Annotated in this window: 15 protein-coding genes and 1 tRNA gene; 6 read left to right on the top strand and 10 right to left on the bottom strand. The window is 49.7% G+C overall.

Going from position 1 to position 23,740, the window contains the following annotated elements; genetic code table 11:
* Positions 1-332: 332 nt before the first annotated feature.
* Entirely contained in the window at positions 333-878 is a 546-nt protein-coding gene (locus tag Enr17x_RS17830) for a gamma-glutamylcyclotransferase family protein (protein WP_145311035.1), read from the top strand.
* Between the two features lie 16 nt (positions 879-894).
* Here Enr17x_RS17830 and Enr17x_RS17825 read toward each other — a convergent pair whose 3' ends face one another.
* On the bottom strand, positions 895-1,374 hold the full coding sequence (locus tag Enr17x_RS17825) for a hypothetical protein (RefSeq protein WP_145311033.1): 480 nt from the start codon (positions 1,372-1,374) through the stop codon (positions 895-897).
* Between the two features lie 285 nt (positions 1,375-1,659).
* On the opposite strand from Enr17x_RS17825, the gene Enr17x_RS17820 reads away from it, so the two are divergent.
* Together Enr17x_RS17820 and Enr17x_RS17815 are read left to right on the top strand one after the other, a co-directional pair.
* Positions 1,660-3,789: an FAD-dependent oxidoreductase gene (locus tag Enr17x_RS17820; RefSeq protein WP_145311031.1), complete on the top strand. Its 2,130-nt coding sequence runs from the start codon at positions 1,660-1,662 to the stop codon at positions 3,787-3,789.
* A 45-nt stretch (positions 3,790-3,834) separates the two neighbouring features.
* A complete protein-coding gene (locus Enr17x_RS17815; protein ID WP_145311029.1) occupies positions 3,835-5,292 on the top strand; it encodes a pectate lyase in 1,458 nt (485 codons plus the stop codon).
* A 20-nt stretch (positions 5,293-5,312) separates the two neighbouring features.
* On the opposite strand, the gene Enr17x_RS17810 is transcribed toward Enr17x_RS17815, so the two are convergent.
* The 3 genes from Enr17x_RS17810 to rfbC are packed head-to-tail and all read right to left on the bottom strand — an operon-like array spanning position 5,313 to position 7,595.
* Positions 5,313-5,981, bottom strand: coding sequence for a histidine phosphatase family protein (locus Enr17x_RS17810; protein ID WP_145311028.1), 669 nt, complete (start codon positions 5,979-5,981; stop codon positions 5,313-5,315).
* A 31-nt stretch (positions 5,982-6,012) separates the two neighbouring features.
* Positions 6,013-7,050, bottom strand: a complete 1,038-nt coding sequence (pdxA, locus tag Enr17x_RS17805; protein ID WP_145311026.1) for a 4-hydroxythreonine-4-phosphate dehydrogenase PdxA — start codon at positions 7,048-7,050, stop codon at positions 6,013-6,015.
* Positions 7,047-7,595: a dTDP-4-dehydrorhamnose 3,5-epimerase gene (gene rfbC / locus Enr17x_RS17800; protein ID WP_145311025.1), complete on the bottom strand. Its 549-nt coding sequence runs from the start codon at positions 7,593-7,595 to the stop codon at positions 7,047-7,049. Before rfbC ends, pdxA begins: the two co-directional genes overlap by 4 nt.
* A 310-nt stretch (positions 7,596-7,905) precedes the next feature.
* On the opposite strand from rfbC, the gene Enr17x_RS17795 reads away from it, so the two are divergent.
* Together Enr17x_RS17795 and Enr17x_RS17790 are read left to right on the top strand one after the other, a co-directional pair.
* Complete coding sequence (locus Enr17x_RS17795) at positions 7,906-8,985, top strand: S1C family serine protease (RefSeq protein WP_145311024.1); 1,080 nt, start codon at positions 7,906-7,908, stop codon at positions 8,983-8,985.
* 89 nt (positions 8,986-9,074) lie between these two features.
* A complete protein-coding gene (locus Enr17x_RS17790; protein WP_198000645.1) occupies positions 9,075-10,160 on the top strand; it encodes a S1C family serine protease in 1,086 nt (361 codons plus the stop codon).
* On the opposite strand, the gene Enr17x_RS17785 is transcribed toward Enr17x_RS17790, so the two are convergent.
* Positions 10,161-10,931, bottom strand: a complete 771-nt coding sequence (locus Enr17x_RS17785; RefSeq protein ID WP_198000644.1) for a (5-formylfuran-3-yl)methyl phosphate synthase — start codon at positions 10,929-10,931, stop codon at positions 10,161-10,163. It lies immediately after the preceding gene.
* 1 nt (position 10,932) lies between these two features.
* Positions 10,933-12,546, bottom strand: a complete 1,614-nt coding sequence (locus Enr17x_RS17780) for an N-acyl-D-amino-acid deacylase family protein (protein ID WP_145311019.1) — start codon at positions 12,544-12,546, stop codon at positions 10,933-10,935.
* Between the two features lie 287 nt (positions 12,547-12,833).
* On the opposite strand from Enr17x_RS17780, the gene typA reads away from it, so the two are divergent.
* The gene (gene typA / locus Enr17x_RS17775) at positions 12,834-14,657 is read left to right on the top strand and encodes a translational GTPase TypA (protein ID WP_145311017.1); all 1,824 of its coding nucleotides are present in this window, start codon (positions 12,834-12,836) and stop codon (positions 14,655-14,657) included.
* Positions 14,658-14,672: 15 nt separating this feature from the next.
* Here typA and Enr17x_RS17770 read toward each other — a convergent pair whose 3' ends face one another.
* The 4 genes from Enr17x_RS17770 to Enr17x_RS17755 form a co-directional block, all read right to left on the bottom strand.
* Entirely contained in the window at positions 14,673-20,804 is a 6,132-nt protein-coding gene (locus tag Enr17x_RS17770; RefSeq protein WP_145311016.1) for a hypothetical protein, read from the bottom strand.
* A 166-nt stretch (positions 20,805-20,970) separates the two neighbouring features.
* Entirely contained in the window at positions 20,971-21,780 is an 810-nt protein-coding gene (locus tag Enr17x_RS17765) for a hypothetical protein (RefSeq protein ID WP_145311014.1), read from the bottom strand.
* Positions 21,781-21,912: 132 nt separating this feature from the next.
* Positions 21,913-23,385 (bottom strand): trigger factor, encoded by a 1,473-nt coding sequence (gene tig, locus Enr17x_RS17760; RefSeq protein WP_145311012.1) that lies wholly within the window; start codon positions 23,383-23,385, stop codon positions 21,913-21,915.
* 200 nt (positions 23,386-23,585) lie between these two features.
* Positions 23,586-23,657, bottom strand: a tRNA-Gly gene (locus tag Enr17x_RS17755).
* Between the last annotated feature and the right edge of the window lie 83 nt (positions 23,658-23,740).

Below are 23,740 nucleotides of genomic sequence, written 5' to 3'. Positions count from 1 at the left end.
ATAATATTTGATTTGAAAGGAAATGTGGGGGTCTGTATATCAGGAAAACTCTCAGGGATGAGGTGTTTCATTTACAAAAAAACTGTAAAATCAGTCTGATCTAACAATTAGTTTGATTACTGGAAATAATCATGACGTAACGTTCGTTTGAACAGGATTCCCCTCCTCAACATTTCCTCAATAATGTTCTTAGGGGATACTACTTAAGGGGGCGTTCGTCGTGTTGGGGTTTATCTGTAGGAAATCGAATTGTCCTTGTGGGAAATTCCTGCAAAAGGAGGTGAGATTGGTGCGAATCACTTCGAGATGACTGAGAGGAAAGAACAACAGCGATGTCAGGACTGCGGAACTATTTTGCTTATGGCTCAAATCTCCATCCAGAGAGACTGGAGTCACGTATTGGCGCGTGTGAAATCATTGGAGTCGCACGTCTGGAGAGCGCTGTTCTCTGTTTTCATAAAGTCGGTCTGGATTGTTCCGGCAAATGTGACATTGTCTTCCGGGAAAAGGAAACACTCGGGGTCTGGGGCGTTGTTTATCAAATCTCAAGCGAGCAAAAAAACATTCTCGATCAGCATGAATCACTGGGAGCGGGCTACCAGATTCTGGAGACCAGCGTTGTTACCCGGCAGCAACAGGTTCTTCCGGTTTACACTTATCAGGCCATGTTGGATTTTATCGATCCAAGTCTGAAACCGTTTGACTGGTATCATGAACTCGTACTGCAAGGCGCACTCTTTCATGGATTTTCGCCCGATTATCTGGCACAATTACAAGGCATTTCCAGAATGCCGGAGCATAATCCCGAGAGAGCAGCAACACATCAGCGATTACTGAAGACAATTCGGGATTCTCTTAAGACAGACCCAGCCGAATGATCCACATCGAGTTCTCTTAGAGCCAGGTGGAGATGATTTCGTTGATCATTTCTTCTTCCAGCGTTTCATGGGCCAGCAATTGATCAACCAGTTCTCCAATCGCACACCAGTAAGCGTCGGTTCGGAACAAATGATAGAGCTCTACTGTTTTCTGTTCCAGAAATTCTAATCGGGACTGTCGCTGAGAAACGAGGATTGACGCAGCACGCAGTGCCTGCTGCCAGTCTCCCGACCATTCCCCTACCAGAGCCGGGTGAAATGGGTCACCCGTATGAATCATCTCCGCAACCGGACCGGCGAGAGCAACAAGGATGGTTTTTTCCAGAAATGTTTTTTCATCGAACACACCCTCCGGCCAGGAAATTTGAGCATCGCCAAACCGTTCGGGCCCGTCATCCCAGTCTGGATCGATGGTGACCGAATGCACGCGGGCGCCAACCCGTACCGCCATTAATACATGCCCCGCTTCATGATAGGCGGTGAGTTCTTCCGTCACTTGAAATCCGACTGCTTATGCTTTGGTCTGGTGAATCAATTCTGTTCAAAGACGATCATTAAACCATCTCCCGTCCATTTCAGCAACGGAACCTCTCAGGCACGAAGTTCTGTATCAGGAGACCATTCCATAAACAAGCATTAATAATCAGCGTTCATAAAATAACACGTTGATCTGAGCGGGTTCTTACTTTGTATTGGCCCGGTTCTGCTGTAGAATGAATAATCAATTTTTTGAAGACAGAAGAAGTCATGCTAAGAAATACATCCTGGAGAAATACGACCTATGAGTTTGCTACGTCATTTAATTACTTTTTGTCTGGCCGTGACTGTAACAGTACAGGCAGTTCATGCTGAAGACAATTCTCACGCAGAAGCCTATGATTTAGTGATTTATGGAGGGACCTCGGCGGCAGTGACAGCAGCCGTGCAGGCGAAACGACTGGGAAAGTCAGTTGTAATTGTCTCCCCTGATCAACACTTGGGTGGTTTATCAAGTGGGGGCCTGGGCTGGACAGATACGGGAAATAAAGCCGTCATTGGTGGTCTGGCCCGCGAGTTTTATCATCGGGTCTGGAAGCATTATCAGAAGCCTGGTGCCTGGAAATGGCAGAAGCGGTCTGCTTACGGTGATAAAGGACAGGGAACGGCTGCGATTGACGGCAAGCAGCGTACGATGTGGATCTTTGAGCCACATGTCGCCGAGCAGGTCTTTGATGACTTCGTTAGTGACTACAAGATTCCCGTACATCGAAATGAATGGCTGGACCGCAAGCAGGGCGTAAAAAAATCGGGCAAGAACATCGCTTCGATTACCACGCGCAGTGGCAAGACATACGCAGGGCGGATGTTTATTGACGCGACTTATGAAGGCGATCTGCTGGCGGCTGCTGACGTGAGTTATCATGTCGGTCGCGAAGCGAATAGTGTATATGATGAGGAATGGAATGGCGTGCAGGTTGGTGTGCTGCATCATAGACATCACTTCGGACCGAATGCAGTCAAAGAAAAAATCAGCCCTTATCGCGTGCCCGGCGATCCTTCCAGCGGATTGCTGCCTCGCATCAGTGGAGCCGATCCCGGAAAATATGGTGCAGGTGATGATAAAATTCAGGCTTATTGTTTCCGGATGTGTTTGACGAACCACCCGGAAAACCGCGTGCCGTTTCCCAAACCGGACGGATACGATGCCGATCAGTACGAATTGTTGCTGCGTATCTATCAGGCCGGCTGGCGTCAGACTTTCGCGAAGTTTGATCCGATCCCCAATTTTAAAACGGATACGAACAATCACGGTCCGATGAGCACCGATAACATCGGCTATAACTATGACTATCCTGAAGCCTCCTATGAGCGACGCAAGGAAATTATCAAAGAGCACCAAACCTATCAGCAGGGCTGGTTGTACTTTATTGCCAACGATCCTCGCGTGCCCCAGGAGGTGCAGAAGAAAATGCGCGAGTGGGGACTGGCGGGCGATGAATTCAAGGATAATGGAAACTGGCCGCATCAGCTGTATATCCGCGAAGCCCGGCGGATGGTCGGACAGTATGTGATGACCGAGAACGAATTGCTTAAAAAACGGCCGACTCCCGATTCGGTCGGTATGGGTTCTTATACGATGGACTCGCACAATGTACAGCGCTACGTCACACCGGAAGGGTACGTGCAGAATGAAGGTGACATCGGCGTCTCCACGCGTGGTCCATACGAAATTGCGTACGGCAGTCTGGTTCCCAGGAAAGGGGAATGCGGCAACCTGCTGGTCCCCGTTTGTGTTTCCAGCTCGCATATCGCCTTTGGTTCCATTCGAATGGAGCCGGTATTCATGATTCTGGGACACTCCGCAGCAACAGCTGCCGGGATTGCCCTTGATCAACAACTGGATGTGCAGGACGTTCCTTATGAAGTCCTCAAAAAACAGCTTTTGAAAGAGGGACAGATTCTAGAAGCACCTCCCGAAGCAAAGTACGGGAAGAATGGTGTGAATCCAAAAACACTGAAAGGCATTGTTGTTGACGATTCACAGGCAAAACTAAAAGGTGCCTGGGAGACCAGTCGGTCCTCTAAAAAATATATCGGCACCAGTTATAGCCACGAATCAAATACACGAGATGGAAAAGCAGTTGCCCGGTTCGAAACGAAAGTTCCCCAAGCGGGACGCTACGAAGTTCGCTATGCATATACGCCGAATTCCAATCGCAGCTCGAAAGTTAAACTGGCACTTCAGCATGCGAAGGGGAAAGCCACCCATACAATCAATCAGAAGAAGTTACCCCCGTTAGACGGCGTGTTCATCTCATTGGGGGAATATGACTTCACGCCGGATCAGCCAGCGGTATTGGAAGTGACAAATGCCGGCGCAGATGGTTATGTGATTATCGATGCCGTTCAGTGGCTGCCTGTCTCAAAGTAAAACGATTCTGATTTTATTATTTACGATTGGTAAAAGGAGTCAGTAGTGCGACAAAAAAAATGGTCTTTGCAGATTCTGGTTTGTGTTCTACTGATTTCCGTTGCCGGCTTTGTAGCTGAGCGTTCCCTCTTCGCTGCAGACGCAGCTTTGAAATCGAACGTGATTCGCAGTATGCGGAAGGCCAGTCAGTTTTATCGCGACAAGCTGGCTCTCAACGGAGGCTACGTTTATTACTATAGTCTCGATTTACAGCAGCGGTGGGGGGAAGGCAAAGCGAGTCCCGATCAGATCTGGGTTCAGCCTCCGGGAACTCCCACCGTTGGTATGGCGTATCTGCGTGCCTATCAGGCGACAGGAGATCAATTCTATCTGGATGCTGCCACCGATGCTGCTCTGGCGCTGGTCTATGGTCAGTTGAAGTCCGGCGGCTGGACTAACTCAGTCGATTTCAATCCCCGGAGCAAGCTCACCGCCGAATATCGCAATGGAAAAGGGAGAGGGAAAAATAACTCGACGCTCGATGACGGAATTACCCAGTCGGCGATCCTTTTGCTGATCCGCGTCGACCAGGCGCACGAATTTCATAATCAACCGATTCATCAGGCGGCGATGATCGCACTGAATGCCTTGCTGGCAGCGCAGTATCCGGTAGGCGCTTTTCCACAGGTCTGGACCGGACCGGTCCCGCAGATTCCGCCAAAGAAAGCAAACTTTCCTGAGTACGATTGGCGGACGGAAGGCCGGATCAAGAATTACTGGGACTATTATACATTGAATGATGGTCTGGCGGGTTATGTGTCCACGGCTTTGATGGAAGCCTACCAGATCTATGAAGATGATCGTTATCGGCAGGCAGTGCTCAAGTTGGGAGATTTTTTAATTGAAGCTCAACTGCCTGCGCCGCAAACCGCATGGGCGCAACAGTACAATTTCGAGATGCAGCCAATCTGGGCCCGGAAATTTGAACCACCGGCGGTTACCGGTGGTGAGACACAGGATGTGATTCAGACATTGATGAATATTTACCATTTCAGCGGCGATCGAAAATACCTGAAGCCGATTCCAAGCGCACTTACCTATCTCAAAAAGTCACAACTCCCGGACGGTCAACTCGCACGGTATTATGAGCTGAAAACAAACCGACCACTATATATGAGCAGACGCGGTAAAAAATACAGTCTGACTTATGACGACTCAGATCTTCCCCGCCATTATGGCTGGAAAATTGAATCGCACCTTAATTCGCTGCAGCGTGAGTTCAATGCACTGAAGTCGGCTAGAAAACGGAAGCCGTATCAAAAAGAAAAGCCGGTTACCGAAGCCGAGGTCAAAACCATTCTAAAAGATCTGGGCAGTGGGGCACGCTGGGTCAGTACGAGTACCGGAGAACGTCTGGTGGGACAACCGAAGTTTCCCGTTAACAGCCAGTATATTTCCAGTGCGGTTTTCAGTCGGAACCTCGAACTGCTCAGTGACTTTTTAGAATCGTTGAAGACCGATTGAGCATAAATCAGATAGTCATCTTAGTGTGCGACACCACTCAAATGAAAGATGGCATTCATCGTGACGACCTTTGTTTCGCCCGGTTTGTGTCGAATCAGATTAATGCCGGTATTGGTTTGGGTGATCTCTTTCGCCCGACTGATCTCAAGGCCGAGCAGTTTTGCCAGATAAACCCGGTTCACAACATTATGTGCGACCACCGCGATCGTTTCTCCCGGATGACGTTCCAGTAACGTCTGGATGGCAGGTTCCGCTCGATCCAGCACATCGCTGTAAGACTCGCCGCCGGCATAGCGGTTCTGGCTCGGGTCATTCATGAATGCATGATACTCTTCGGGGTATTCTCGCATGATGATATCCCAGGACATCCCTTCCCACTGACCAACATCGCATTCATGGATTTCCGCGACTTCCTGTGGAGTGAGGTTAAATCGCTCAGAAACGGCTTGTGCTGTTTCCCGGGCACGAATCATCGGGCTGCAATAAATGTGATGAATCGAACTCATCCTCGCCAGAAATTCCGCCAAGGCTCCAGCCTGCTTTTGTCCCGATTCACTCAGGCTCGGATTGATGCCGCATCCCTGCAGAATATAAGGACGTTGTTCATTTGGTGGAGTCGCGCCATGTCGAATCAATAATAGATTCGTCGCATCGGGCTCCGGTCGCGGGATAAATTGCAGGCGTTCCATATTTACAGTCCTGTCAGATAATTAGGTGGGGCTATTGCTGGTGTTGTCGGTGTGCGGCCAGTTTCACTGCCGCTTTAATGGCTTCGGTAATCCCTTTGGTATCGGGAACCGTATCACTCCAGGCAATGTCGAACGCGGTCCCATGGCTGGGGCTGGTTCTGACAATCGGCAAACCCAGGGTGATATTCACTGCCTGATCAAATCCCAGTAGTTTGAACGGGATATGTCCCTGATCATGATACATGGCGACGACGGCGTCGAACTCGCCATTCACGGCGCGACGGATCAGGGTGTCTGCAGGCAGAGGGCCTGTCGTCTCGATTCCCGCTTGTTGTGCTTGTTCAACAGCGGGCGCGATGATCCGAGCTTCTTCATCACCGAACAGTCCATGTTCGCCCGCATGAGGATTCAACGCACAGACAGCCACGCGCGGCGTGCTGGCGCCCATGACTCGAGACAAATCGGAGATTAGCCGGATTTTTTCTGAGATATCCGCTGTCTTGAGCAGCCTTGGAACGCTGGCAATCGATGTGTGCAGCGTGGCGTGCACAATTCCCAGCCCGGAAGTTGGCTTGATGACATCGCTGTGAGGTAGATACAGCATCATGCCAAAATCGTGAACCTGGCAACGGTCTGCCAGAATTTCGGTATGACCGGGGTAATCAATGCCTGCCAGATGCAGAGATTCTTTGTTTAAGGGGGCGGTGGTGATCGCATCAATCTTTCCTGCGAGGCAGTCATCAATGGCGCTCACCAGATAATCATAGGCACCACGACCGGAACGGGCATCAATCTGACAGGGAGCCGCATCGGCCACATCGAGTTGTCCACGATCGATGCAGAAAGCGGTCCCTGGCTGGAATTCGATTTCATCTGAGACGCAGTCGATGGAAATCACGTTCAGCGAACTTCCCGCACGCTCTGCAGCGCGGTTGAGAACCTTCGCGTTTCCGTAAATCACAGGGCGACAAAGCTCAAAAATTTCAGAGCGAGAGCAGAGTGCATCCAGTAGTTGCGGTCCAATACCGGAGACATCACCCATCGTTAATGCAATCAGAGGCAGCTTCATAACGATTCGAAAATTTCACTTTCGTAAAGTGGAAGTCCGATTCGATCTTTTTCAGAAAGAATCGGTTCCCCGGTCAAAGGCCAGTCGATCCCAAGCGCAGGATCATTCCAGAGCAATGTTCTCTCATCCTCTGGAGAATAATAGTCACTGCACTTGTACATAAATTCGACCTGCGGACTGAGGACGTAAAATCCATGCGCAAATCCAACAGGGACAAAGAGCTGCTGATGATTTTCTGCCGACAATTTAAGCTGGAACGACTTCCCGAATGTGGGAGAGCTTTTCCGCAGATCCACACAGACATCCAGAATTTCTCCCTGAACCACAAATACCAGTTTGGCCTGGGGGCGTTTGATCTGATAATGCAGACCTCGCAAGATTCCTGCCGTTGAATGAGAATAATTATCCTGTACGAATGTTTCGTTTATGCCGGCGTCCTGATAGCGCTGTTTCTGATAGGTTTCTTTGAAAAAACCGCGTTCGTCTGAGAACACCTGCGATTTGACGATGATCAGGCCGGGAAAATCTGTCTGCTGTATATCCATATTGTCGTAGACACTTCGATTTGAGGGCAGGTTACGGAAAATCAACGCGAATCTGGTCAGGATACTTTGGGGCAATCATAACGGATTTGATGTTGGATGAAAGCAACGTGAGTGTCTGATCCCGCAGGTCAGAAATCTTTTTTGGGAGAAAAAATATGCCACAAGTCGTATTTTAGAGGACATTTAGAAAAATGAACAACCGTGTGGTTTTTTCTGTTTTTTCTTGAAAGTTGGTACCTGCTTCGCGTATCCTATAGTCAACATTTTTTACCTAAGCAGAAGATCTTTGTTTTTCGTTGCGTGATGCATTATGAGATTAAACCGTTTAACGATTTCGGGTGAAAGTACCAAAACACAAATCAGGCCTGCTCTCAGCAGTCTGATGGTTTTGGTAATTCTGCTGTTTGTTTCGCGCATCAGTGCGGAAGAAGTCAAGGTCCTGAAGCCGGTTTCTCCTGCGACTCCAGCGGCACTCTCACAAGTCTTTTTCAAAACGGTTCCCGATTCACTTGAAGATTTGCAGGAGATTGAGCAGAAAGTCATTTCGCTCACCAACTCTGCGATTCAGAGTACTGTGTCTGTTCGAGTGGGAGATGCACAAGGCAGCGGCGTCATCATTGATAACAAGGCCGGTTATATCCTGACAGCGGCACATGTGATCGGTCTGGCACAAAAAAATGCGACTATCATTTTGCACGATGGTCGAACCTTAAAAGGCAGAACCATGGGGTTGAACCGGGGGCTTGATGCCGGTCTGGTGAAACTGATTGAGGACGACGAAATCGAGATCAGCAAACTTCCTGCCGTCCCGATGGGCGATATTTCAAAACTGGAATCCGGTGAATGGGTTTTGGCGACAGGGCACCCCAATGGATATCAACCAGGCCGCGCTCCGGTAGTGCGACTGGGAAGAGTCGTTGCTCGCAAGAAACATTTACTGCAGACCGACTGCACTTTAATCGGCGGTGATTCTGGCGGACCTCTGTTCAACATGAAAGGCGAGGTCGTGGGGATTCACAGCCGCATCGGTCCCTCGACAAGCTGGAACTTTCATATTCCTGTTTCCGCATTTCAGAATGACTGGGAAAAACTTGTTTCCGGTGATATGTGGGGGGCAAAGCCTCTAGGGCAAAATGCCGTTCTGGGAGTGAATGGAGTTGATTCTGAGAAAGGCTGTAAAGTCACCGGAGTCACTCGCGGATTTCCAGCCGAAATTGCTGGGTTAAAAAAAGATGACATTATCATTCAACTAAACAACCAGAAAATAACAGGCATAGAACAACTTGCAGAAGTTGTCCAGCAATATAAGCCTGGACAAACTGTGCAGATTGAGTTGATTCGAGATAAGAAAACCATGTCGTTAGAAGTCCAGCTTGCCGCCAGAGACTAGACTACTTGAAACTTTCAGAAAATGGGCCGATCTTGCTTTCGCTCTGAGGCAAAGATCAACTTGATAAAAGTATGTGTGAGGAGAAACTCTTGAACCAGGATCAGAAGAATGAGAAGAAAGAGTCAATCGGTTTTCGATTGCTGATGGCTTTTCTGGCGGTTTCGGTCTTCATGGGATGGCTGGGGTCTGCCAGCTATGCATGGGAGCAACTACGGCCCAGTCAGTTAACCAGCGGTTCACAGATGCGTAAGGCCTTTCGGTCTGTCGTATCGACCCCTCGTTCATGGACCGTGCGGATTCGATCCAATGGCAAAGAAGCCTGCCTGGGCGCGATTGTGGGCTCGGATGGCTGGATTTTAACGAAAGCCAGTCAACTGGACGGCGAAGTGACTTGTGAATTATCGACGTCTGAACGATACGAAGCAGAGATTGTCGGCGTTGATGGAAAACTGGATCTGGCGCTGATTAAGATCAAAGTAAATAATCTCCCCACGGTGAAATGGCAGTCTGCCTCTGATCCCAAAGTCGGGCAATGGCTTGTCACACCGGGATTAAGTATGTCTCCCGTCAGTGTGGGTGTTTTGAGCGTTCCTCGTCGGGCGATCAAGCCGGCTCCTGGTGTGCTTGGCGTTCGCATTGATGACGCTGAAGGAGGCGCTTTGGTCAAACAGGTCATGCGTGAAAGTGGCGCTGAAGAAGCAGGACTGCAGCCCGGTGATGTGATTTTAAATGTGGCTGGTGAAAACATTAAAAACGCCAGCGCTCTCTCAAGCTTTGTTCAGAAATATCTACCGGGTGACCGACTGTTGGTCAAAATTCTTCGCGAAAAAGAAGAACTGACCGCGGTAGTTGTCCTGACCGATCCGCAGATGCTGATCTATGATCGACTGCGTGAGATGCAGAAAAAAATGGGAGGTGCTTTAAGCCGGCGTAAAACCGGTTTTACCGAAGTTCTGCAGCATGATACTGTTCTGCGTCCGGAAGACTGTGGGGGCGTAATTGTGGATCTCAAAGGTCAGGCCATCGGGTTGAATATCGCTCGTGCAGGGCGAACCAAGTCCTTTGCGATTCCGGCCAATCGAGTCATTCCCATGATCGATAAGCTGAAGCAGAAAAAATATGCTCCTTACAATCCGTTGAAGGATGCGAAGGAACAGACGGTTTCAACCAAGTAGTCACCCTGAGTTGGTTTGTGCAAAGTGCTGCTCCAGTTGTCTGTGGAAAGCCTGGACCAATTGTTCCTGAATCGAGTCCGTTCTCAAACTCCCCCGACAGGCGGCACTTCGAATGCCGATGATGTCAGGCGAAATGTTTGCCAGCGTCGCGAGGTCTTTCTGTCGCAGCGAACCGGCCAGAGCAATTTTCAGCTGATGCGAGTGTGCCTCGTCAATCAGCGAATTCAATTCATCCAGTGCAAGATGATCGAGCAGAGTCTGGCCCTGTTTCAAGAAAGTATCAATCAACAGGCCCGCGCATTCACTTTCAAGGGCTGCTTTCAGAACGTCATGTGGTGAGATCGCTGCCGCCTGTTCCCAGTCGGCGTAGGCGACGGCAATCCATTGAAAACGGGTCTGGTTAGTCGCTTCAATCTGCTGTTTTAATTTCTGCCACTCAGAATACCAGTGACTCATTCCTTGTGTCTGTGCCAGTCCCATTTTCAGATAGGTGATAAAATTTGGGATCAGCAGTGTTTTTCTATCTGCTAACCGATCAGTCAGTTCTCCCAGTGCCATGCTGACCGGGATGTCTATGGGGTGCGCCTGAAAGTATTCGGAAATCGAATGGACTGTTTCTGCATCAACCATTCCCAAAGCCCCCTTGAACGGGTCTTTGAAGTCCAGGATCTCACACCCTCCCAGCAGGGCAGGTTCGATTTCGTCTCGATTCCTGGCACTGACCAAAAGTTGTACTCGATGCCGGTTCAAGGCTGACGATTCCGGTAGCATGTTAAGGGGTTTTCTTTTCTGAGGGCTGATCCACATCTTGATGTCGCAACGCCTTTCCGGCGAGACTGCCCGTCGGAAACCCGGCATTGATGGCCGGCCTTCCATTGACAAACAGATAACGAATTCCGTTCGAATATTGATGCGGTGCATCGAAGGTGGCCTGATCTATCAGTTGTTCAGGATCAAAGACCACGATGTCGGCATACGCTCCTTCACGCAGGTAACCTCGCTCTTTTAAACCCAGAATATCAGCGGGTAGCCCCGTCGCACTTCGAACGGCATGTTCCAGTGGAATGACTTTTTCCTGGAGGGCATAGTATCCCAGTTTTCGTGGAAACGTGCCATAGTTGCGCGGATGCGGACGGTCCGAGCCGGGCAGATATGCACGTCCGTCTGAGGCGGTCGCCACCCAGTCAATCTGCATGATCTGACGGACATCGTCTTCATTCATGCTGAAGTTAACGACCGAAGCACCTCCCTGACGGGTGATCTCCAGCACAATGTCCAGCACACTTTTCTGTTCAGCGTCCGCAATTTGTTGTAAATTTTTTCCCACCCATTCCGGCTTTTTTGAATAGCGGGCAATGCGAACTGCTTTGCCTCCTTCGCGTTTTTTGATGTTGCTTTTGATCTTCCTGATAATTTTTTCGGAGGTTTCAGGAGCTTCCAGGCGCTGGACCAGTTCTTTGTTCCCTCCGGCTCTGGCCCAGGCGGGAATCAGTGTGGCGCCCAGTGAGGTGCTGGAAGCGATATACGGGTATTGGTCGGCGGTAACAGCCTGTCCCTGCTTTCGAGCGTCATCAATCATCTTTGCTGCACGGATCACCAGACCCCAGGCATCCTGCCCACTGGATTTGAAGTGCGAAATATGTACGGGAAGTTTTGCTTCCTGGCCGATCTTCAGGGCTTCATTGACGGCGGCCAGCAGGCCTGTGCCTTCACCGCGGATATGGCTGGCGTAGATCCCCTGGTGTTGGGAGACGATGTGGGCCAACTCGATCAGTTCCTCAGTCTCGGCATACGAACTGGGCACATAAATCAAGCCGGTCGACATGCCCCAGGCGCCATCCTGCATCGCTTTTTCTGCCAGCACTTTCATTTTGTTCAGCTCGTCGGGTGTCGGCTTTCGCTGGCCCGATCCCATCACAGAGTCTCGCAACGAACCTTGAGGGATCAAATGCATCACATTCGTTCCGCTTCCCGAAGCATCAATTTTACGGTAATATTCACCCGTATCGACCGGACCACTGCCACAGTTCCCTGTGACGATGGTCGTGCATCCCTGAGTGACATAATTCATATTGGCACGAGTCAGTGGAGAAACAATCTGTCGGTCGCTATGGTTATGTAAATCAATAAATCCCGGTGCCATCGTCAATCCTCGGCACTGGATCGTCTGGTCAGCCTGACCATTGATGTTCGGGCTGATTTGGACAATGCGATCATTTTTGAGGGCAATATCGCCGGTAAAACCGGGCTTGCCTGTGCCATCAATGATCGTTCCCCCCTTAAGAATGAGGTCGAATGGCTCCGGTTTCTGGGCAGAGACAGAGTCTATCGGCAAAAAAGTCACGAAAAATAGACAAAAGCAGATCATCAGGCGAAGCTGTGTCATCCGGTCGAACCCCTTTGTAAACATTGGATTTACGTAGAAATCTCGTGTTTTATGAAGATTGAGCGTAGTAATGGTCAAAGTATCGCTAAAACCGGATAGAACTGCCAGTAAGAATGTCTATTTCTGGGCTTTGCGTTACTAATCTATTGTTGATATATTTTGCCCCTTATATAGTTGCCTGATGCGCTGAGAGGCGGTTTTTCGCTGAGACCCTCTGTTCCCTGTAAGGAACGTTTGAATGTTAAGACGGTTGCGCGAAAGATTCATTGTGGGAAGAGTTGAGAGTCATGAAACGAGAAGATGTGCGGAACATTGCAATCATTGCGCACGTGGATCATGGGAAGACGACACTGGTTGATGCCTTATTACACCAGAGTGGCCATTTTCGTGATGCTCAATTGAAGGGCGACTGTATTCTGGATTCGAACGATCTGGAGCGGGAACGTGGTATTACCATTTTGGCCAAAAACATCGCATTGATGTATAAAGGCGTGAAAATTAACATCATCGATACGCCGGGTCACGCGGACTTCGGTGGTGAAGTCGAACGTGTCTTACGTATGGCAGACGGCGTTTTGATTTTGGTCGATGCCTTTGAGGGGCCTCGACCACAAACCCGCTTCGTTCTGAAAAAAGCGCTCGAATGCCATCTGAAGCCACTGGTGGTGATTAACAAAATCGACCGTCCTGACTGTCGTCCCGATCATGTCTTGAGCGAGATGTTCGACTTATTCGTCGATCTGGAAGCGGACGATGAAACACTCGATTTCCCGTATATCTATGCCAGCGCCCGCGAAGGGTTTGCCACGCATGACCTCGATAACTTTGGTGACAGCATTCATCCACTGTTGGATATGGTGCTGGAAAATGTGCCTGCACCTGACGTCAATCAGGACGCACCGCTGACGATGATGGTGACAACGCTGGAGTGGTCCGAATATGTGGGCCGTGTCGCGACAGGTCGTATCAACAGCGGAAAGGTTCACACTGGAGAACGTGTGACGGTCATCAAGAGCAACGGCGATCACATCAAATGTACCGTCGATTCGGTTGAGCTCTACAATAATCTGGGAAGGGCCCCTGTGGACGAAGCCTCTGCCGGTGATATCGTCGCGCTGGTCGGCCTGGATAATCCTGAAATTGGTGATACCGTTGCTTGTGCAGAGAAGCCGCAAGCACTCGTACGAATTGATGTCGATGAGCCGACACTCTCGATGTTATTCACGATCAACAGTTCGCCGCTGGCCGGACAGGATGGCAAGTACGTTACCAGTCGTAATCTGCGTGAGCGGTTGATGCGAGAACTGGAATCAAATGTGGCTTTACGCGTTGTTGAACGCGAAGACAAGGATTCCTTTTCCGTTTCCGGTCGAGGTATCCTGCACTTATCAGTGCTGATCGAACAGATGCGTCGTGAAGGCTATGAACTTTCCGTCGGGAAACCAGAAGTGATCCGTAAGAAGATCGATGGAAAATGGCATGAGCCTTTCGAATCATTGGAAGTGGATGCTCCTTCGGAAGTCGTCGGATCCGTGATGGAACTGGTCTGTGCCCGTCGTGGTCAGATGATTGACATGACTTCGGGTGAGACTGGTATGTCGCACCTGAAATTTTCGATTCCCGCCCGTGGCTTGATTGGTCTGCGAACACGATTGCTGAACGCGACCAAAGGGGAAGCAATCATCAATCACCGTTTTGAAGCGTACAAAGTCAGTGAAGGGGAAGTCCCGCGACGAGCCAACGGTGTGATGATTTCCCAGGACAAAGGGCAGGCCGTCGGTTATGCATTGTGGAAACTACGTGATCGTGCTGAGTTCTTTGTGGGACCCGGAGCCGATGTTTATGAAGGCATGATTGTTGGCGAGCACGTTCGCAACAATGACCTGGTCGTAAACCCGATTCGTGGCAAAAAGCTGACAAACGTTCGCGCTTCCGGCTCTGATGAAAATATGGTTCTCAAGCCGCCACGAGATATGAGTCTCGAAGCAGCTTTGGAATACATTGAGTATGACGAATATGTGGAAATCACTCCTAAGATCATTCGTCTGCGAAAAATCCATCTGACGGAAAATGAACGTAAACGGAATCAGCGAACAACGACAAGTGACTAAAGCGGGCATCGTCTTTTAGCGATCCCAGGTTTTTAGTTGGTTAACGAGGTTCTGCATTTCGTTCTTACGTTTCTCGAAAAGTCCGAATAGAGTCAGGATACAGATTCCCAGTCCAATCCCGAAGGCCCACCAGGGCCAGATGTGGCCGAGGGACTGGGAAGCATGCCAGATCATGCTGACGATGGACAGAACCAGAAACGAAGCGCCGACATACAGGAAGGCACGAACCCGGAACATCATTCCGGCAAACATGCCCAGCACGGAGAGTCCGCACAGAATGACCGGCAGCCACAGGTTTTCAGCAACGCCGGCGATAAACATGTCGCCGGTGGAGCTGACATAAATCGAGATTGTCGAGAAATAGCGGATCGCGGTCAGCTGCGTGGTGTTGAGTTTATCGCGATTCAAGTGCGTAGCAATCAGCACGGACAAGGCGGGCGGAATCAGCCAGAGTTGAGGGTGTTGCGTGAAGAACTGCCCCTGTTCTGCCCAGAAGGCCCACAACGCACCATTCCCAGCCAGCGCTGCCAGCGTTGTATAAACAAACGACTTTCTCCATAAACTCATCACCACATACACAAGACTGATCAACAGCAGGATCATGGAATAGTCGCCGACAACGGGAGACGCCTGCCTTGAAGCCGCATGAATCCAGAAACTGAGTGCCGGCAGTAAGGGTAAAAACGTGCCGGTTCTCTGCAGAGGCTCTGACAGCACGTTCAGGCCGATGCGTTCGAAGAATTCGCCCACGCCAGCCCCGGTGAATGCGATTGCGATCACGATGTAAGGCCAGTAGGGTAAGAGATAGCCGCGGAACAGTTCCGGCATGGTAAGGTAGATGTGCAGGAACAGCAGAGCCAGCACAATTTCGGAAGCATACACATACAACATCCGCCGTTTAAGTGTGAGTTGAAACGGATCGTATTTGGGGACCGCTGCCATCAGGATCAATGCTGCAGACAGTAAAACCAAGGCTGCTGAGACGACGGCAATGCGGGCTTTGGAAATGACCAGCGGAATTCCGGCGATCTGAAAACCGGTCTCCGAGATCAGAATTCCGAGCAGTGAAATGCCGGCTGCAATCAGAAAGGTACGTGAACTTTTTCTCAATGCTTCCGACCAGTCCTGTTTCAGGGATGGCCACTTGACCAGAACCAGCGTGGTCAGCAGACTCAGGATCGAGACTGCTTCCAGAAAACGAATCAGGTGGTCGAGAAAGTAAAAGTTTCCGTGTGCAGGAAGCAGTGCCCAGCCACAATAAATGCCAGCCAAACCGCCCGCCAGGATCGCACGTTGTTTAAACTTCTGGGAGAGGTCGGTGTGTGTACTCATCGCGTAGAATGTCAGACTGGTGAGTGCCGTTCCCAAAACAGACCACCATCGCTGAGACTGCACTTCTAACCGTAGTACGCTATGTAATAGTGCCAACATGGTATAAACGGCAAGTAGAGTCACTGCAGGGGGGAGCCAGCTGCGGGTTTGTTTGCGGAACGCGTCAAAATTGGGAATTGAAAGCCACGATAAGTTCTGGCTGATTAAATTTCGCAGGCTCCACAAGATGCTGAGCAGAAATGCATAACCGGACAGCGCCAGTCCTGAATACTGTATTAGTCGGCGTAATTCTGTTTCATTACTGAGGTACGTGGCGATCAGGCAGATGCCCATTGTAAACAGTGCGGGGATGCAGTATCGGCTCTTTCGATCCCAGATTAACCCCATCAGCAGGAGTGTCACGGCGAATAATGCGATCCAGCCCGCGGGATCTCGAATCAAAGGGACGTCTGTCGAAACCGGTAAAGTACGAGAGACCGTAATCAGCAAGGTGTAAAACAGGACAATGCAGGTCAGCGTGCGGGCCAGAACTTGCTGGAACGCGGGCGATTCAGCAAGCTTATTGCTGCCAGTCTGTGACCTTTGCCGATAGAGATTGACGAGTAACCAGAACCCCGAAATACTGGCAGCTGTCGTGATCGACCATTTCAAAAGATCCATCCCGTTTTGTGACGTGATATGTACTCCTGCGTCAAACCAATGTGCTGTGAAGACAAACATGGTTCCCAGCAGAGCGGTAACCAGCGAAGCATACGCGAGAATTTGTTTTCGCAGGCTAAGTCCCAGCGTGAAGTAGAGCAGGGTGCCTGTTGTTGCAATCATCAGAGCGGGGTAGGGGCGATATGCATCAGACCAGGCACCCCGAAAGGCAAACGCAAACAGAGTTAGGCAGATCAATTGAGTCCAGTTAAGATGCCGGAACGCAGTTGTTTGGTCTTCCAGGCTGGTTTTCGGGGGATGAGATCGCATTACAAATCGGATGGTGTGGAACAGGCCGACCAGAACTAAGCCGATTTCCATAAACAGGTTGATCTGCCAGGCGGTCCATTCCGAATATTGCCAGCCGGAAACGGTGAAGAAGCCGATTAATGCCAGACTAAGACAGCTGAGTCCGTTTGTTGGGAGGCTGCTGAAGTAACGTCGAGCAAACACATGGACGCAGGTAGCTGCCAGGACCAGGGAGATCAGCGAGATGAAAGGGATTTGCGGGAAGTACGTTACCCAGTTGTGTTCAGGATGAATCAGATTCATTATTAACGGTAGGAAATAGGGGCCCACTACCAGGCAGAGCAGCGTCACAAGATGGACGCGAATCAAAGGCCATGTTACGGGAGACAGATTTTGGTGTTCCTGGAAATTCCAATCAATTTTTGATTCGATTCCCAGCCAGAACAGTCCATAAACACTCAGGGCCAGTCCAGTGTAGAGGGAAATTTGCAGTAAGTCGTCGATTCGAAATTCAGCTGGGGGTTCTGAGAAACTCAGAATCGTGACTGTGATCGAAATGACTGCTAATACATGTGATCCGATCAGCATCCAACCGGCTGAGCGAAAGTGAATCGCATGGAATACCGAAGCGATGACCAACATCAAAAGGGGAACACAAAACGTCAGTAAGAGCATGATCAGGCTGGAAGTTGCTCCGTCTTCGAGGGGAACAGAGATTTTCAGCCATGTACCAAAGACCTGATAGAGTGTAAGCACCAGCAGCGGCAGACAGGCTCCCAGCATGCTCAGGTTTCGCCATGTTGTTTTGTCTTCGAAGAGTTTTGGCAGGTAACGCAGGCGGATTTGTTGCGCTCGTAAATAGTCCATCAGCGATTCTGATTTCAGAATCAGCAGCATCATGATGAGAGCATAAACACCGAGTCCCCAGCGCAAGGCATCAGCAGTATGGTGTTGTTCGATAAAATAACCGGCGATCAGAAACGGAATCAGATAGGTCACAAACAGCAAGCCCTGCGTTGTCTGCTTTTGAAATTTGCTGTTGAGATACGGGAGGCAGGCAACGCTTAATAAACCGAGGCAGAGCCAACTCCAGATCCCAAACGCATCTTTGGCATGCCTGACCGGAAATCCAATGGTTGCTAAAGAAATATGCAAATTCTGTAAACTGAATGCTGCGATGAGCAGAAACAGACTCAGGATCAATCCCACTTGTGTTCCGATGCCGGATTCGCGCGGTTTCGTCAGTGCCACAATCGTAACGCAGAGAGTGTAGAGAAATAAGCCCTGCATGAGTGGTGCTGCGTATTGGTGGATTTTTTGTATGTTAAACGCCAATTCAAAATCAGTTGCGATCGAAGGAGTGATTGACAAAAAAAGTACCACTCCAGTTGAAACAATCGAGCCGGCTAAGAGCACCGGTTGCAGATTCCAGCGGGAAGTTCGGGATAACGCGCCGAGCATATTCCGAGAATATTTTTTGGAGTGGATGGCTGATCCCATTAAAACCCAGAGCGAGATCGCCATGATATGGAACAGCCAGTAACGCGGTGTTCCACGTCCGGCGTCTGCCAACAGACCATAATATTCTCCTACCGCGGTCGCGGTGTAGAGCGTGCCAACCGTTCCCGCGCATTGTGTAAACAGAAACCAGAGATCGGAGCGTTGTATCAAAGCGACTGTGAGCCAGATCAGCATGATCCAGAATGCATAGAAGGCGTGCATTTCTGCCGACATGGTTTGCAGGATCACATACGGAACCAGCAGAGACGAGGTTATAATGGAACCGAATATGAGCGGAGTTGTAAATGGATTCCCTTTCGAAGGCCGTAATGACCAGGGTTGTGTCAGCTGAGTTCCGGAGCGAGACCAGAAATGCAGACCGATTAGAAAGAGCAGTCCGCTGGTCGCATGAATCAGGCAGCCCCAGACAAAAGGAGCGTCCGGCAAGAGTGCCCGTTCGGAAAGCCAGTTTCGGAACGGTGTATCTATACAGAGAGCGTGTTGTAGCGCCAGAAACCACAAGGCTGATGCGAATCCCGAGAGAACCTGCTTGCGGACCTGCCAGTTCGCGAACAGAAACGTGATGGCGTTTATCAGCAGAGCCAGCGTGCACCAGATGTCATCGGTGCGGGTGAAATAGCCTCCATAAACAGCGATCAGGCTTGAGCCAATGGAAAAACAGCCAGCTGCATACAGATAGTATTTACCAGCTTCTGATTTGCTTGTTCGTTTCAACCAGACACCTGCAAGGGAGGTTAGAATTGCAAACGAAATCAGCACAATGGCACTTCGCCCGAGGAGCAGGGCTTCGATCAGCATTCGCTGCGAGGTTCCCTGTAAAGCAATCGTATCTGTAAGGACATGAAATCCCAGTAATCCGGCGAGAGAGGCTGAAATCAAAGCCGGAATATGACAAACTGCGAACCGACCATTGATGGCCAGCAATGTCAGGCTGATACCATTTACGATGCCGAGTACGATTATGATGTCCACGCGCGGCCAGGCGATGGCGAAGTTCATCAGCATCATCAGTGCAGAGAAGACCGCGATGGAAGAGCCGGCTAATGACCAGTGCGGTGCGTCATCATTCTCTTTTCTGTGGTGCAAGACCAGTCCCATGCCCAGCAGTAGAAGTTCCATAATGCTAACCAGGGGTGTCAGGCAGGCAAATGTTTCCAGGCGGCTGGTAGAATTCCAGACTAAGAGCCAGCAGGGCGCCAGGACAGCGAAGAGGGAGAGCCCGCCAAGAGTGACCAGCTCACGGGCCAGCGCATCGGAGATCTCTTTCCAGGTAAACGTGTGTTTGAGGATGCTGGCCATTGCGACAATGAAACAGCCAACGGGGAGCGCAGCGAGTAGAGTTGTTCGCAGTAAGACTGGTTCGGAAATCGACATACGTGAGATGATGATTTGACCTGCCGACGAACCGAGTACAGCGATCAGCAGTTGCCAGCGCCCAAAGCTGACGAGAATCCGGCTGGCAGACAAGACCATCCAGCCAAACGCGGCAAAACCGATGCTGATGGCGAGTATGAATAACGGATCGGAAACTGGTCGATGGTCGGAGAGTCGAATGGCGGCTAGAAAGTTGAGCGGAACCAGCAGCACGGTGATTAACAGAAGTCCGCGGCTCGTTGACTCCAGTTTCCAGCGCTTGAAGGTATAGAGTCCCGCACTATGAATGGCAGCGGTTGCTAACAGAAACAGCAGAGCGGGCAGATAAGGGATTTGATTTTTCAGTGTCGACCACAGGCTGACTACCAGGCCGATCGCACTGCCGACAATTAAGAGTCCGCTGATCAATTCACCCCAGCGAATATTTTTCTCTTCCATGAAGGCATTCAGGATGTAGCCGAATGCGCGTTTCTCGACGGGCTCTGTTTGAGGGAGAGGGTGTTTAGCTGGTCTGATAGTGTCAGGTGTTGCAGGACGTTTCTTAACGGTTGGTTCTTCGAGAAAATCATCCTCGTCCAGAAAGTCTTCTACTTCTAGAACATCACTCTCTTCCAGTTTTGCGGGAGGGGAAGGAGCAGGTTCCGCAGAGGGAGTTGTTGGCCCGGCCTGATTTATTGGCTTGGTTGCTTTTGGCGAGGGTTGAGATGACGGTTTCTTGAAATCCTTCTCAGTATACTTAAGTAGTTTTTGGAGCTCCTGCTCGGGAATTTTTCCTTCATAGTAAAGACGTCTGAGAAATCGCTGCGTGACCAGTCGGTGCTGCTCATTTTCGTTTTCTGTTGAAACGGATTTCTTCTGGGGGAAGGAGCCTCCACTGGAGAAAAAACGATAAATCAGGGAGCCGATTACCCACAAACCATGGCAGATTGAAGCAAATATCGTCAAAGCGATAAAAAAGAGGAGGATCTCCATGCTGCGGGTTCCTGTAGAAATTGATTAAGAATGCATCAAAACTGAAAACACTCTAAATAGGCGTGGTCTTTACCAATATATCACTCGAAAACCAGTATTTTGCATGAAAAAAGAGAAACGGAGATAGTGTAAACTTAAAAATGGGAAGGGATTAGTACAAAAACGTTTAATACATGGATATGCGGGTTCCATCTGGCAATATTTGTGTCGGTTGTGGTGTGTGTTGTAATTTACCCCACTGCCTCTTTAAAGCGGGCTTGAGGTGGAATACAGAGTAGAACGTGTCGTGCCAATGTTGTTTTGTCTGACAGTGTTCCAGTTGGGGAAGGTCCCAGTTCGACAGAATCGATTTCCAGAGTGCCGCCCTCTGCGAATAGCGGTAGTGAATCGGGTCAATTCCGTACCAGTGCTGAGAGGCTGTTACGATTTGGATCTGGTTCGAATGAGAGAAGTCCAGCAGGCGTTGATTCAGTAGTTGCACTTTCTGGATCAGGTCAGACAGGGAAGCCGAGTTCTTAGGAAAAAAAAGACGACGTGTTAATTCAAAACGGAGATTCGAGAGTCGTGAAAGGCTCTCTTCGGGAAGTAAAGTGATGGTGATCCGGGCATCGATTTGCTGAAGCTGCCTAATGCAATCCTCAATCCAGCCGAAGATAGTCTCTGTAGATTGACCATAAATCAGATCGTTACCGATGTCGGTTAAGAGTGCCAGAGGTTGTTTGTTTACAGTATTCCTTTCCGGGAGCGTCTTCCAGAGTTCTGATTTGGTAATCCCTGGAAGCGCGCGATGCAGCACGCGGCTCCATACACCATATGAGCGTCCGTGGCCCATTGCTGTGAAGATATCAGCGGGTGAGTCCATCGTCGTTTCCAGTAGCCGCAAGATGAGTGGAAAGTCGCGCGTGAGATTACTGGCGCCCAGTAGAATCACGGGGCGATGAGAATACGAATTGTCAACGATCTCTAAATCATTCATAAACTGAGTTTAGCAGTTTGAAGCATCATGCAGAATGTCAGTTCATTGATTTGAAAGCATCAAAAAAAGCGGCACTGTCGATACAGTGCCGCTTTCATGATTGAGTCTATTAAAACAAAGAGTTTGTGAAACTTATTCTTTGTCTGCTTCCGCTTCTTCCTCTTCGCCTGCAGTTGCAGCGAATGTGGAACAGACAGATCGGGCAATGGCAGAGACCTGATTTTCTTCTGGTTTCTCCATTTCTTTTTCGGTGTATTCTGCTTTTTCCAGAATGACGTCGACGGCCTTACGTTCACGAAGCTGTGCTTCCAGATTCTCGATCATACCGGACTTGACCATACGGGCACGAACGCGGCGTGGGCTTTCGCCTTGCTGCATTGCCATATAGTAAATTTCCATGTCGATTTCCTGGGGCTGGACTTCCAGGTTTTCTGTACTCGCGATTTTATCCAGCACGAAATGCTCTTTCAGTGCTTTGCGAGTTGAGGAAATGGCCTGCTGACGTAGTTCGTTTTCACGAGCCTGGATATCCTGACGGGAAAATCCGGCTTGTTGCATTTCGAGAATTTCACGACGCAACGCATTTTCAACCTGTTTGGTCACTAAGGACTCAGGCAGGTCCCAGTCAGCAGATTCGGTGATTTTATCCAGAACCTGTGATCGGGTTGTTTGACGTTGTTCGTAGGTCACCTGACGTTCGAGAATGTTTTTGACTTCTTCTCGCAGTTCTTCTTCAGATTCAGCACCGATTCGTTCAAGAAGTTCTTCGTTGATCTCAGGGACCTGGATGAATTTTACACTCTTAACTGTGAATGTGGCTTTTACTTTTTCACCCCGCATTTCAACCTGCTCGGCCTCTTCAGAGACTTCGAGTTCAGTTTCGCGGGTATCGTCTGTCTTGACACCGGCCATCAATTCACCGAAGTTTTTGATTTCCGCATCCTGCAGACGTAAAACAGGTCGCAGAGGGACAACCAGATCATTGATTTCGCTGAGCGGTTTGCCACCGTGTTCGAATTTGATGGAGACTTCCAGATAGTCTTCCGTTTCCGCTGCCCCTTTGCGTTCTTCCATTTCACCATATTGGTTCAGGAAGCGATTCAGGTATTCATCAACGTCCTTATCACCAATCTCGCGAACAGGACGTTCTAATTTCAGGCCTTTGTATTCCGGCAATTTGAAATCAGGGCGAACTTCTACTTCGAATTCGAACTGGAATTCACCTTCGTCAGGGATTTCCAGGCTTTCTACATCGATTGTTGGCTCGTTGATCGGGTCGAGGTCATTGTCTTCTGCAATCAGTTCCAGGCTTTCCATTAAAACCCGTTGCTTGACCTGATCGGTCAGTTCCTGACGGAAGCGTTTTTCGATCAGTTTCTTAGGCACATGACCCACGCGAAAACCAGGCACAGTGGCCTGGCCGCCTAATTCTGAAACGGATTCAGAATAGAAATGGTCAATGTCTGTGCGAGGAACAGTAACAGTGACATGTTTTTTACAGGGACCAACCTCATCGATTTTGGCGGTCACGGACATCTTGTACTCGCTATCCGCAGAGACAGTTTCTTCAGCGGTGGCATCAGTTGTGGCGAGTTCGTCAGACACGGTCCAATCCTTTTCTTTACTTATGTGTAGAAAACAGCTGTGGGGGCATTACTAAATTTCAGCACTCAATCTGAGGGCGGCAGTATTATACTGCGACGCTGCTTTTTTGTGATACTACTTAAAGTATAAAAAGCCCCTCATTATCAAACCTGTGATGGGGGCTGGAGTAGATCCCTGAGATTCTATGTGCGAAAAAAAAGAGCGGGTGAAGGGATTTGAACCCTCGACAGCCACGTTGGCAACGTGGTGCTCTACCACTGAGCTACACCCGCAAGTCAACACGTACGTATTCATTAGTGAATTGATCACCGTAGGTAACCGTACGTGGTTCCTGTGCTTGAGATTATGTCTTGTT

It is taken from the genome of Gimesia fumaroli (genome assembly GCF_007754425.1).
Classification (GTDB): domain Bacteria; phylum Planctomycetota; class Planctomycetia; order Planctomycetales; family Planctomycetaceae; genus Gimesia; species Gimesia fumaroli.
Note: the sequence above shows the minus strand (reverse complement) of the source record. Positions and strands in the feature narration are given on the sequence as shown.